Source organism: Microbacterium meiriae (assembly GCF_032364335.1).
Lineage (GTDB): Bacteria > Actinomycetota > Actinomycetes > Actinomycetales > Microbacteriaceae > Microbacterium > Microbacterium meiriae.
Genome location: NZ_CP133984.1, coordinates 1438722 through 1451578, shown reverse-complemented (window position 1 = coordinate 1451578; position 12857 = coordinate 1438722). Strand labels below are relative to the sequence as shown.

The window sequence follows — 12857 nt, the reverse complement described above, 5'->3', positions numbered from 1 at the left end:
GTGACTCCTTCGTCGTCGCTCCGTCATCGCTGACGGATCCTGACGAGGCTAGGCAATCCGGAGACGCGGAGCGCGGTATGCCGCATTCCCGGGTATTGTGCGCGTACCGTGACTTCTGCGCATATTGCGCGTCGGGAGCGAGGTGACGATGTCCACGGAGAAGCGGGTCCGGTTCGCGACCCGCGCCCTGTTGCTGCATCTCGCCGCCGTCGCCCTCGCCGTGACGCTGTGCACGGGCGTGTATCTCGCCCTCGCGGTCCAGCAGCTGCGCGCCGAGGCGGAGTCGACGGCACTCGGCATCGCCAGGACCCTGGCGGAGGACGCGCAGGTGCGGGAGACGGTGACCGCCATCTCCGCGTCGGACGACGAGCCGGATGCGGCGGCGCTGCGCGACGGGGAGCTGCAGCAGATCTCCGCCGCCGTCATGGCGCGCACCGGGGCTCTGTTCGTGGTGATCACGGACGACCATGGCATCCGCCTCGCCCACCCCCTGCCGTCGCGGATCGGCGAAGTGGTGAGCACCCCGTTCGCCGAGGTGCTGGCGGGCCACGAGGTGGTCGACTGGCAGACCGGCACGCTCGGCGAGTCGGCACGCGCGAAGGTGCCGGTGCGGGACGATACCGGCACGCCGGTCGGCGAGATCAGCGTCGGGTTCGAGCGCACCGGGGTCTTCGACGACCTCCCGCCCGTGCTCGCCGCGATCGGGCTGACGGCCGCCGGCGCGCTCGCGCTCGCGCTCGCGACCTTCCTTCTCCTCCGCCGCCGCTGGGAGCGGTTGACCCTCGGCGTGCAGCCCGAGGAGCTGGTCGCCCTCGTGCAGAACCAGACGGCAGTGCTGAACGGTGTCGGCGACGGCGTTCTCGCGGTCGACAAGGACGGCGTCGTGCGGGTGAGCAATGCCGCGTCGGATCGGCTCCTCGGGCTCCACGACCCGGTCGGCCGCCGCGTGGGCGAGCTCCCGCTGCCACCCGTCGTACGGGACACGGCCACGGGAGCCCGCGAGCGTGCGGAGGCGGTCGTCGGCGACCGGGTGCTCTATCTCGAGTCGAGCGCGGTGCGGCGCGACGGGCAGGAACTCGGTGACGTGCTGATCGTGCGCGACCGCACCGACCTCATCGCCCTCACCGAGCGGCTGGAGGCCGTGCGCACGATGACCTCAGCACTGCGCGTCCAGCGCCACGAGTTCGCCAACCGCCTGCACGTGGCTGCCGGCCTCATCGACGCCGGCCGTGTCGCCGACGCGCGCGCCTTCCTCGACGAGCTGGTGAGCCGTGGTCCCGTGTCGTTCCCCGTCGCCGGCCTCGACCTCGTGGGCGATCCGTTCCTGCACGCCTTCCTGGGAGCCAAGGGCGTGGAGGCCGCCGAACGGGGCGTCGCCCTGCGGATCGCGGAGGACACGCAGCTGATCGGCACCGTGCGTCGGGCGGAGGACGTGGCGAGCGTGCTCGGCAATCTCGTCGACAACGCGATCGCCGCCGCCGTCACGGGCACGAGGGACCCGCGGTGGGTCGAGGTCTCCGCGCTGAGCGACGGCGGCGCGCTCGTCGTCACCGTCTCCGACTCCGGCGCCGGTATCCGGGAGCCCGACCTCCGAGCGCCCGCCGACGACGCGGGAAGCGAGGATCGCGTGCACGGGCACGGTATCGGCCTGCCTCTGGCCACGGAGATCGCCCGTCGGAGCGGCGGCGACCTCTGGATCATCGACCCCGGCGGCACCGGCCACGGCGCGGTGTTCGCCGCCCGCATCGGAGATGCCGTCGACCCCACTCCGCATCTCTCGAAGGAGGACCTGTGACGGAACCGCTGCGTGCGCTCATCCTCGACGACGACTTCCGGGTGGCCGACCTGCATCGGGCGGTCGTGGACGACCATCCCGGATACACCGTGACCGGAACCGCGCGCTCCTGTGGCGAGGCTCGCGACCTCGTGCGCTCGACACGCCCCGACCTGCTGCTCGCCGACGTCTACCTCCCCGACGGCGACGGCATCGGACTCGTCCGCGAGGTCGGGGTGGACGCGATCCTCATCTCCGCCGCGGACGACGCGCCCACCGTGCGACGAGCCCTGCGGGCCGGCGCGATCGGCTATCTCGTGAAACCGTTCGACCGTCGCGGACTGACCGGCCTCCTCGACCGGTACCTGCGCTATCGCAACCTGCTCGCGGGTGAGCGTCCCCTCACGCAGGAGGACGTGGACCGGGCGCTCGCGATCCTGCACGGCGGCGGTGAGCCGGTGTCCCTTTCGCGCTCGGCCACCGAGCAGCGCGTGCTCGCAGCGCTCGGAGACGGCGAGTCCTCGGCCGCGGAGGTCGCCGAGCGGGTCGGCATCTCACGGGCCACCGCGCAACGGCACCTCGCGGCTCTCGCCGCACGGACGATCGTCGAGGTGCGGTTGCGGTACGGATCGACCGGACGGCCCGAGCACCGGTACGCGACGCGCACGTGACGCGGTGGGCGGCCGCTCAGCCCTCGGAGCCGACGGCGGCGAGGCGCGCTTCTTCGTCGGCGGCGATGGCGCTCTCGATGATGGGGTCGAGCGCACCGTCCATGACCTGATCGAGGTTGTACGCCTTGAACCCGGTCCGGTGATCCGCGATCCGGTTCTCCGGGAAGTTGTAGGTACGGATGCGCTCCGAGCGGTCCATGCCGCGGATCTGCGACTTGCGCGCGTCGGAGGCTGCCGCGTCGAGCTCCTCCTGCTGCTTGGCGAGCAGTCGGGCGCGCAGCACGCGCATCGCGGCCTCACGGTTCTGCAACTGCGACTTCTCGTTCTGCATCGACACGACGATGCCGGTCGGCACGTGGGTGATCCGGACCGCGGAGTCGGTGGTGTTCACCGACTGGCCGCCGGGGCCCGATGAACGGAACACGTCGATCTTCAGATCGTTCTGATCGATCTGGATCTCCTCGGGCTCGTCCACCTCGGGGAACACGAGCACGCCGGTCGTGGACGTGTGGATGCGTCCCTGCGACTCCGTGGCCGGCACCCGCTGCACGCGGTGCACGCCGCCCTCGTACTTCAGGTGCGCCCAGACGCCCTGTGCAGGGTCGGACGAGGAGCCCTTGATGGCGACCTGGACGTCCTTGTAGCCGCCGAGGTCGGACTCGTTGCGCTCGAGCAGCTCGGTCTTCCACCCCTTGGACGCGGCGTACTGCACGTACATGCGCAGCAGGTCCGCGGCGAACAACGCCGACTCGGCGCCGCCCTCCCCCGCCTTGATCTCCATGATCACGTCGCGGGCGTCGTCGGGGTCGCGCGGGATGAGGAGTCGTCGGAGGCGCTCCTGCGCGGTCTGCACGCCCTCTTCGAGGGCGGGGATCTCCGCGGCGAACGCTTCGTCCTCACGGGCTAGTTCCCGCGCCGCCTCGAGATCGTCGACCGCGCCCGTCCACGCCTCGTGCGCCGCGACGATGCGCGACAGCTCGGCGTACCGACGGTTGACACGCTTGGCGCGGGCCGCGTCGGCGCGCACCGCCGGGTCGGAGAGCTCCTCCTGGACCCGGCGATGCTCGTCGATCAGAGTCTGGACGGACTCGAACACGTCGGGCCTCAGCGGATGTTGTTGTCGTGCCCGTGGGCGCCCGAGGGCAGCGTCGGGATCGACTTCTGCATCTGAACGAGGAACTCCACGTTGGAGTGGGTCTCCTTGAGCTTGCCGAGCACGACCTCCAGCGCCTGCTGCGGGTCGAGGCCGGCGAGAGCGCGGCGCAGCTTCCAGGTGATCTTGACCTCGTCGGCGGAGAGGAGCATCTCCTCGCGGCGGGTGCTGGACGCGTTCACGTCCACCGCCGGGAAGATGCGCTTGTCGGCGAGCTGGCGGGACAGGCGCAGCTCGCTGTTGCCGGTGCCCTTGAACTCCTCGAAGATGACCTCGTCCATCTTGGAGCCGGTCTCGACGAGCGCGGTGGCGAGGATCGTGAGGGATCCGCCGTTCTCGATGTTGCGGGCGGCACCGAAGAAGCGCTTCGGCGGGTAGAGCGCGGATGCGTCGACGCCACCGGTGAGGACGCGGCCGGACGCCGGAGCGGCCAGGTTGTACGCGCGTCCGAGGCGGGTGATCGAGTCGAGCAGCACGACCACGTCGCGGCCCAGCTCGACGAGGCGCTTGGCGCGCTCGATCGCGAGCTCGGCGACCGTCGTGTGGTCTTCCGCTGGCCGGTCGAAGGTGGAGGCGATGACCTCGCCCTTCACCGTGCGCTCCATGTCGGTGACCTCTTCGGGGCGCTCGTCGACGAGCACGACCATGAGGTGCACCTCGGGGTTGTTCTGCGCGATCGCGTTGGCGATCTGCTGCAGGACGATCGTCTTGCCGGCCTTGGGCGGCGCGACGATCAGGCCGCGCTGGCCCTTGCCGATCGGTGCGACGAGGTCGATGATGCGCTGCGTCAGCTTCTCCGGAGCCGTCTCCAGGCGCAGACGCTCCTGCGGGTAGAGCGGCGTGAGCTTGCCGAACTCCACGCGGGTGGCCGCGTCGTCGACCGAGAGGCCGTTGATGGAGTCGACCTTGACGAGGGCGTTGTACTTCTGGCGGCCCTGCTGCTCGCCTTCGCGCGGCTGCTTGATGGAGCCGACGACCGCGTCGCCTTTGCGGAGGTTGTACTTCTTGACCTGGCCGAGCGAGACGTAGACGTCGCTGGGCCCGGCGAGGTAGCCGGTGGTGCGCACGAAGGCGTAGTTGTCGAGCACGTCGAGGATGCCGGCGATCGGGATGAGGACGTCGTCCTCGGTGATCTCGGTCTCGAATTCGTCGACCGGGCCGGCACCGCGACGCTTGTTGCGCTGACGGTTGCGCCCGTTGCCGTTGCCGGACTGGTCGTCGTCGGCCGGTGCGTTCTGCGCCTGCTCCTGACCGCCGCCCTGCCCGCGGCCGCGGTTGCGGTTGCGGTTGCGGCTGCGGCCTCGACCACCCTGCTCGTCGCCGTTGTCTCCCTCGCCGGACGCGTCCTTCGCGGGGGCATCCGCCTCGGCCTCGTTCTTCGCGGCAGCGCCGTCGTTCTTCGGCTCGTTCTTCGCCGCGTCGTTCTTGGTGCGGCCGCCCTGGGCGGTGCCCGCGTCGGCCGTCTCGGTCGCGCCGTCGGCCGGTGCCGCCTCGGCCTTCTCGGTCTTCGCCTCGGGGGCCTCGGCGTCCGCCTTCTTCGTGCGACGGCCGCGTCCGGACTTCGGGGCCTCGGCCGGCGCCTCGGCGGCCTCGGCAGCAGGCGCCGGCTCGGCGGCGGCGGTCTCGGCGGGGGCCTCGGCGTCCGCCTTCTTCGCGCGGGTGCGGCGCGGAGCCTTCGCCTTGGGCGCGGATTCTGCCCCCTCGGCGGAGTCGCCGGCAGCGGCGGGAGCATCGGCGGTGCCGGACTCCTCCGCCTTGGCGGCCTTGGCAGCGGCCGTCGCGGTGCTCGCCCGGCGCGGCGCGCGCTTCTTGGCCGGAGCGGACTCGGTCGCCTGCGCGGCGACGGGGGCGTCGGCGGTCGGAGCCGCCTGATCGTTCTGGGTCTCGGAGAGGTTCTCCACGAGTACTCCCTTATAGGTCATGGGAAATGAGCGTGAACGCGCACAACGGGTGCTGCGCACGATCGCACGGGCTGACGCTCGGCGTCAGCCAGCCTCGGCACTTGGGCCTCAGGGGTTTGCGTGCGGGTCTTGCAAGAGATGCAATGGGGCCAGATTCACGAATGCTACGTGGAGCCCTCCGCTCGATCCCCCACTGTACCACCACGGACGTCGACGGCGAGCAGGAGCGCCTCCCACGGGGTGTCGGTCACCCGGTTGGCCAGCTCCACGGCGTCCAGACGACTGCCCGGACCGTCCGCGAGGACGAGCACACTGGGGCCGGCCCCGGAGACGACGGCCGCGAATCCGGCGGCCCGCAGCGCCTGCACGAGGCGCTGCGTCTCGGGCATGGCGCCGGCGCGGTAGTCCTGGTGCAGGCGGTCGGCGGTCGCGTCCAGCAGCAGCTCGGGGCTCTGCATCAGCGCCGCGATGAGCAGAGCCGACCGGGACACGTTGAACACGGCGTCGGCCGTGGAGACGTGCGGCGGCTGCAGCGAGCGGGCCTGCGAGGTCGACATCGTGTAGGCCGGGACGAGGACCATGGGCGAGACGCCCCGATGCACGAGGAGCTTCTTGTGCTGCGGACCCCGCTCCCCCATCCACGCGATCGTGAGCCCGCCGAACAGCGCGGGCGCCACGTTGTCCGGGTGGCCCTCCAGCTCGGTCGCAAGGCGCAGCAGATCGGTGTCGGAGAGGTCGACGTCGCCGGCCAGCAGCCCCTTCGCCGCGAGCACGCCGGCCGCGACGGCCGCACCGGAGGACCCGAGGCCGCGGCCGTGCGGGACCGCGTTCTCGGCCACGATGCGCAGGCCGGGCATCGGCCTGCCGACATCCGCGAAGACGTAGGCGATCGTCCGGACGATGAGGTTGGACGCATCCCGGGGGATGTCGGCGGCGCCCGAACCGGAGACCTCGATCTCGAGTTCCCCCTCGGGCAGAGCGGTCACCTCGAGACGGTCGTAGATGCTCAGGGCCAGGCCGAGCGTGTCGAAGCCGGGGCCGAGATTGGCGCTCGTCGCCGGCACCGTCACCTCGACCGTGCGGCCGATGCGGGCGCCGTGCTCCTCGGGAGCGGGAGCCGTAGCCGTCACCGTGGTCACTCGCCTTCCACCCGGAGGACGGACACCACGCGGGCGACGACATCGCTGTCGGCCAGCACGTCCACCGTGTCGCTGAGGGCCTGCTCGGTCGCACGGTGCGTGCCGATGATGAGGCGAGCGGTCGGCTCGTCCTCGCCCTCGACGGTCTGGACGACGGTCGCGACGGACACTCCGCCGTCGCTGAGGATGCCCGCCACGGTCGCGAGCACGCCGGGGGCGTCGGAGACCTCGAGGGTGATCTGGTACCGCGTGGTGACGTGGCCGATGGGCACGACGGGGAGATTCGCCCGGGTGGACTCGCCCACGCCGACGCCGCCCGCGATATGCCGACGCGCAGCGGAGACGACGTCGCCGAGGACGGCCGAGGCCGTCTGCACACCGCCGGCGCCCGCCCCGTAGAACATGAGAGAGCCGGCGGCCTCCGCCTCGACGAAGACGGCGTTGTTGGCACCGTGCACGGAGGCGAGCGGGTGGGACACGGGGACGAGGGCCGGGTAGACCCGCACCGAGATGGACTCGGCGCCGTTCGCCTCGATCCGCTCGCAGACGGCGAGCAGCTTGATGACGAAGCCGGCCGCGCGGGCCTCCTCGATCATCGACGCGGTGATCGAGGTGATGCCCTCCCGATGCACCGCCTCCAGCGGCACCGCGGTGTGGAAGGCGAGGCTGGCGAGGATCGCGGCCTTCTGCGCGGCGTCGTAGCCCTCGACGTCGGCGGTGGGGTCGGCCTCCGCATACCCCAGGCGCTGCGCGTCGGCGAGCACGTCGGCGAAGTCGGCGCCCTCGGTGTCCATCCGGTCGAGGATGTAGTTCGTGGTGCCGTTGACGATCCCCATGATGCGCACGACGCGGTCGCCGGCGAGCGAGTCGCGCAGCGGACGGATGATCGGGATGGCGCCGGCGGCCGCCGCCTCGTAGTACACCGATGCGCCGACGCGATCCGCGGCCTCGAACAGCTCCGGCCCGTGGGTCGCCAGCAGCGCCTTGTTGGCGGTGACCACGTCGGCGCCGGAGCCGATGGCCTGGAGGATGTTCGTGCGGGCGGGCTCGATCCCGCCGATCAGCTCGATCACGATGTCGGCGCCGAGGATGAGCGACTCGGCATCGGTCGTGAAGAGCTCCTTCGGCAGCTCGACGTCGCGGGGCGCGTCGAGGTTGCGCACCGCGATGCCCGCCAGCTCCAGCGCGGCACCCGCGCGGTCGGCCAGCTCGTCGCCGTGGCGGAGCAGGAGGGCCGCCACCTGGGAGCCGACGGCTCCGGCGCCCAGCAGCGCCACGCGAAGTCGTCTGTAGTCAGTCATGGGTGCTCCTTCTGGGGTGGGTCATCGTGCTCCCTCGGGGGCGTGCGCCCCGTCGATGCCCGCGTCGCGGGCCAGCAGGTCGTGGACGGTCTCGCCGCGGACGATCACCCGCGAGCGGCCCTCGCGCACCGCCACGATCGGCGGCCGCGGGACGTGGTTGTAGTTGCTCGCGAGAGAGGCGCAGTACGCGCCCGTCGCGGGCACCGCGAGCAGGTCCCCCGGGGTGACGTCGCCGGGCAGATATTCGTGATCGACGACGATGTCGCCGGACTCGCAGTGCTTGCCGACCACCCGGCTCAACTGCGGATCGCCCGTGCCCGCGCGCGAGGCCAGGCGGGCGGAGTAGCTGGCGCCGTAGAGGGCCGTGCGGGCGTTGTCACTCATCCCGCCGTCGACGCTGACGTAACGCCGGGTCGCCCCCGAGGCGACCGTGACGTCCTTCGTCGTGCCGACCTCGTAGAGCGTCACGCCCGCGGTGCCGACGATCGCACGCCCGGGCTCGAACGACAGCGCCGGCACGGGGATGCCGCGCGCCGCGCAGCCCTCGGCCACCGCCGCGACGATGCCGCCGGCGAGCTCGTCGATGGGGGTGGGGTCGTCGATGCGGGTGTAGGCGATGCCGAACCCGCCGCCGAGGTTCAGCTGCGGCACGGGGCCGTCCTCGAGGAGGGCGGCGTGCAGTTCGAGCACGCGGGAGGCGGACTCGCGGAAGCCCGCCACGCCGAAGATCTGGGAGCCGATGTGGCAGTGCAGTCCGGCGAACTCCAGCCCGGGGATCTCGCGGATCCGTGCCACGGCGACCTCCGCCTCGGCGAGCGGGAAGCCGAACTTCTGGTCCTCGTGCGCCGTGGCGAGGAAGTCGTGGGTCTCGGCGTGGACGCCGCTGATGACCCGGACCATGACGCGCTGCACGGCGTCGGTGCGGGCAGTGATGGCGGCCAGGCGCTCGATCTCGATCGCGCTGTCGACGACGATCGTCCCCACGCCGAGGGCGACCGCGCGCTCGAGCTCGGCGACCGACTTGTTGTTGCCGTGGAAGCCGAGCGAGGCCGGAGCGACCCCCGCGGCGAGGGCGACTTCGAGCTCGCCGCCGGTGCACACGTCGATGCGGAGCCCCTCGTCGACAACCCACCGGGCGACCGTCGTGCACAGGAACGCCTTGCCCGCGTAGTACACCTGCGCGGTCGTGCCGTGGGCGGAGGCGGCGCGGTCGAAAGCGTCGCGGAAGGCCCTGGCGCGGCGGCGCACCTCGTCTTCGTCGAGCACGAGGAGCGGCGTGCCGTACGCCCGGACGAGCTCCGGCGCCGTCACACCCGCCAGCACGAGGGCTCCGTCCTCGTCGCGCTCCGTGGAGGACGGCCAGACCCCGACCGCGAGATCGTTCGGGTCGTCGGGGACGACGAGCCAATCCGGAGCGAGCGTGGCGGCAGAGTCGAGCACGGAACACCAATCGTGGGACGGATCTCGGGCGGAGGCGCACATCGAGTTGCCCCGATTCTAGGGCACCCCCTGTCCCCGCCTGGTCATGGTGACACGCCGCGTCAACCCCCTGGGGAGGGGTGCCGAGCGGCTCATAGGGTGGGGGCGTGGCAGACACCGACACGCGAGACTCCGAGAACCGTTCCGCAGCCCCGGCCCGACCGGGACTCGTCGCCCGCATCACGGGACCGGTGATCGCTTGGGCCCTGGCCCGGCGCCCGGTCAGGGCAGTGCTGCTGTACTCCGAGCGCCGCGGTCCGATGCTCGCCGACAGCGTGACCTACCGGGCCCTGTTCAGCGTCTTCGCCGGCGTGCTCCTCGGCTTCTCGCTCGCGGCCCTCTGGCTCTCCGGAAACCCGGAGGCCTGGCGCGCGATCATCGACGCCGTGCAGTCCGCGGTCCCCGGGCTCATCGGCGAGGGCGGTGTCATCGATACGAAGGACCTCCGGACTCCGGCGTCGTTCTCGATCGCCGGCATCATCTCCCTCGTCGCGCTGATCGGTGCCGCGCTCGGCGCCATCGGCTCGCTCCGCACGGCCATCCGGACCATCGCCGGCACGATCCAGGCGGACATCCTGTGGATCTGGGTCATCGTCCGCAACCTGCTTCTCGGCATCGGCATCGGCCTCGCGTTCGTGCTCGCCGCCGGGATCACCTTCATCGGACAGCTCGGGGTGACCTGGATCGGCGACCTGCTCGGGGTGCCGTCGGATTCGCCTCTGCTCGCCTGGACGGTCCGGATCCTGTCGCTCCTCGTGGTGTTCATCCTCGACGCGGCTCTGATCGTGGGCGCCTTCCTCCTGCTGTCCGGCGTCCGACCCGCTGCGCGGTCGTTGTGGAGCGGCGCCTTCCTCGGCGCCTTCGGCCTGATCGTGCTGCAGCAGCTCTCCGGGCTCTTCGTCGGCGGTGCGACGAGCAACCCCCTGCTCGCCTCGTTCGCCTCGCTCCTCGCGCTGCTGATCTGGCTCCAGCTGTCCACCCAGGTCATCCTCGTCTCGTGCGCCTACATCGTCACGGCCGAGGAGGAGCGCGGTGACCGCCTGCACGAGCGGTTCGGCGCACGCACGTTCGTCCAGCGGCGGCTGCAGCGCGCCGAGGTGGACGTCAAGATCGCCACGGCCGAGCTGCGCGACGCCCAGCGCGCGGCGGCCGAGGAGAACGGCACCGCCGAGAAGAAGTGACCTTCCTCGTTGTGACCGGAACCGATACGGTGGTCACAACGAGAGGGGACGCATGCCCGCACCACGACGGCGCACCGTGACCGTTCCCGGCGCGCGGGTGTCGGTCGCGGAATGGTGCCCCGCGGCGGAGACGCAGCCGCCCGCGCTCCTTCTGCACGGCGGCGGCGCCGACAGTGCAGAACTCTCCTGGGGCGAGGTCGGACCGGCGTTGGCGGCCGCCGGACACCGCGTCGTGGCACCGGACCACCCCGGGTTCGGGCGCAGTCCGCGCCTCGAAGCGCCGCTGACGCAGGAGCGCCTGGTGCAGTACGTCGGCGACCTCGTCGATGCCCTCGACCTGCAGGCCTACGTCGTCGGCGGACTCTCCCTGGGTGCCGGGTTGGCGTTGGGCCATGTCCTCGACCGCCCCGACGGTGCGCGCTCCGCTGCCCTCCTCGGCAGCTACGGGCTGATGCCGCGCCTGACGGACGGACGCCTCGGTGCCCTCTCGCACCTGTCGACGTTCCTGCTCCTGCGTTCGGGGCTGCTCGGCGCCATGACACGCGCCTACGCGCGCGACCGTAAGGCGATGATGCGCGGCCTCCAGGATCTCGTGCGCTCCCCGGACGCCCGCAACCCGGCTCTCGTCGATGCGGTGCTCGCCGAGGCAGCGACCGGATCGGGTCTCACGACGTTCGGCGGCTGGCAGCGCGACCAGGTGCGGCCGCTGCGGCTCCGCACCGACTACCGTGACCGGCTCGCCGAGATCCGCGGCCCTGTCCTGCTCGTGCACGGCGACCGGGACACCGGCGTCCCTCTTCGGAGGATCGAGGAGGCGGCGGACGCGCTGCCGGCCGGCCGGCTCCTGGTGGCACCGGGAGCCGGACACTGGGTGCAACGCGACCGCCCCGACCTCGTGATCCCCGCCCTCCGGGACTGGTTCGCCCGAGGCTCCGATGCCTAGGCCGCTCGTGCCCGACCGGCGCGCTCGCATCCTCGATGCCGCGGAGCGGATGGTGCTGACCGACGGGTTCGATGCCATGAGCGTCGCCGCGATCGCACGCGCGGCCGGCATCGGCAAGGGCGCGGTCTACCTGGAGTTCGCGGCGAAGCGCGACATCCTCGACGCGCTGCTCCAGCGCGGCACGTCTCGGATCGCCGATGCGGTCGCCCGTACCGCAGGACCGCAGCCCTCGCTCAGTGCCCTCTACCGCGCCACAGCTGCTGCCCTGCTCGGCGACGAGCTCATGACGGCCGCGTTTCTCGACGACGCGGGAGTGCTCGGTGCGCACGTCGCCGCGCAGCCACCCGCCCGGTACCGGATGCGTCACGAACAGGTCGTCGCCGGGATCCGTGAGCTGCAGGAGCAGGGCCGGATCGTGCCTGACGTGGAGCCCGAGGCCCTGGCTCTCGCGTTGTCCAGTGCCACGCTCGGCCTGCTCTCCGCGGCCCGCACCCTGGGGCCCCTCGATCGCGCGACGCTGGAGAGCGCCATCGACACGGTCGGCCGCATGGCCGCGAGCTTCGAGACGGAGTGACATGCATCACGAGACGACAGGCTCCGCAGGAACCCCTCCCCTCCTCCTGCTGCACGGGGGCGGGGTCGCCGGCTGGATGTGGGAGCCGCTGCGCAGTCACCTCGACCCCGCACGGCGGGTCATCCTCCCGGATCTTCCGGGACACGGTGGCAGCGCGACAGCGGACTACGTGTCGCACGAGGAGACGGTCGCGGCGCTCGTCCCGCTGCTGGAGCAGGAGACGCAACCGGCGACCGTCGTCGGGTTCTCCCTCGGCGCCCAGCTCGCCGTCCTGCTCGCGGCACGACGACCGGACCTCGTCGCCGACGCCGTGGTCATCAGCGCTCAGGCGGAACCGCTGCGCGCCGTCGGCCCGACCCTCGCGCTGCTCCGCCTCACGGCAGGGCTCGCCAGGAACGAGCGCTTCGCCCGCCTTCAGGCCCGCGAGCTGTTCATCCCCGACGCGCTGCTCCCCCGCTATCTGGAGACCTCCGCGGCCATCTCGCGCACGACCCTGCTGCGCGCGGTAGAGGAGAACCTCCGTTTCACGCCTCCGCCCGCGTGGCGCGCGCATCCCGGCACCGCCCTGATCCTGGTCGGTGCGGAGGAGAAGCCGATGATGCGCCGCTCCGCCGCGCTGCTGGACCGGGTGCATCCCCGCAGCACCCTCGAGGTCGCCGAGGGGTGCGGACACGGCATGCCCCTGCAACGGCCGGCGGAGCTCGCCGCGCGTCTGGAGGAGCGCCTGGCCACCTGACCGGT

At 71.9% G+C, this 12857-nt stretch carries 11 protein-coding genes; 6 read left to right on the top strand and 5 right to left on the bottom strand.

Annotation, left to right across the window (positions count from 1 at the left end; all coding sequences use genetic code 11):
- Positions 1-148 precede the first annotated feature (148 nt).
- Positions 149-1795 carry a sensor histidine kinase gene (locus RI211_RS06855; protein ID WP_315637049.1) on the top strand — a complete coding sequence of 549 codons (1647 nt, stop codon included), beginning with the start codon at positions 149-151 and terminating at the stop codon, positions 1793-1795.
- Positions 1792-2445 (top strand): response regulator, encoded by a 654-nt coding sequence (locus RI211_RS06850; RefSeq protein WP_187663811.1) that lies wholly within the window; start codon positions 1792-1794, stop codon positions 2443-2445. Before RI211_RS06855 ends, RI211_RS06850 begins: the two co-directional genes overlap by 4 nt.
- A 16-nt stretch (positions 2446-2461) precedes the next feature.
- On the opposite strand, the gene prfA is transcribed toward RI211_RS06850, so the two are convergent.
- From prfA to lysA, 5 genes are all read right to left on the bottom strand, one after another.
- Positions 2462-3541, bottom strand: a complete 1080-nt coding sequence (gene prfA, locus RI211_RS06845) for a peptide chain release factor 1 (protein ID WP_315637050.1) — start codon at positions 3539-3541, stop codon at positions 2462-2464.
- A gap of 8 nt (positions 3542-3549) precedes the next feature.
- Positions 3550-5499, bottom strand: coding sequence for a transcription termination factor Rho (gene rho, locus RI211_RS06840; RefSeq protein WP_396654932.1), 1950 nt, complete (start codon positions 5497-5499; stop codon positions 3550-3552).
- Positions 5500-5663: 164 nt separating this feature from the next.
- Positions 5664-6629 (bottom strand): homoserine kinase, encoded by a 966-nt coding sequence (gene thrB / locus RI211_RS06835; RefSeq protein ID WP_315637169.1) that lies wholly within the window; start codon positions 6627-6629, stop codon positions 5664-5666.
- A gap of 5 nt (positions 6630-6634) precedes the next feature.
- Complete coding sequence (locus RI211_RS06830; RefSeq protein ID WP_187663808.1) at positions 6635-7939, bottom strand: homoserine dehydrogenase; 1305 nt, start codon at positions 7937-7939, stop codon at positions 6635-6637.
- A 21-nt stretch (positions 7940-7960) separates the two neighbouring features.
- Positions 7961-9379, bottom strand: coding sequence for a diaminopimelate decarboxylase (gene lysA / locus RI211_RS06825; RefSeq protein WP_259954977.1), 1419 nt, complete (start codon positions 9377-9379; stop codon positions 7961-7963).
- A gap of 146 nt (positions 9380-9525) precedes the next feature.
- On the opposite strand from lysA, the gene RI211_RS06820 reads away from it, so the two are divergent.
- From RI211_RS06820 to RI211_RS06805, 4 genes are read left to right on the top strand one after another with little or no spacing between them, the layout of a single operon-like run.
- Positions 9526-10599: a YihY/virulence factor BrkB family protein gene (locus tag RI211_RS06820; RefSeq protein WP_315637052.1), complete on the top strand. Its 1074-nt coding sequence runs from the start codon at positions 9526-9528 to the stop codon at positions 10597-10599.
- Positions 10600-10651: 52 nt separating this feature from the next.
- Positions 10652-11542, top strand: coding sequence for an alpha/beta fold hydrolase (locus RI211_RS06815; RefSeq protein WP_315637053.1), 891 nt, complete (start codon positions 10652-10654; stop codon positions 11540-11542).
- The gene (locus RI211_RS06810) at positions 11535-12116 is read left to right on the top strand and encodes a TetR/AcrR family transcriptional regulator (protein ID WP_268776479.1); all 582 of its coding nucleotides are present in this window, start codon (positions 11535-11537) and stop codon (positions 12114-12116) included. Before RI211_RS06815 ends, RI211_RS06810 begins: the two co-directional genes overlap by 8 nt.
- A gap of 1 nt (position 12117) precedes the next feature.
- Complete coding sequence (locus tag RI211_RS06805) at positions 12118-12852, top strand: alpha/beta fold hydrolase (protein WP_315637054.1); 735 nt, start codon at positions 12118-12120, stop codon at positions 12850-12852.
- The last annotated feature ends 5 nt before the right edge of the window (positions 12853-12857 follow it).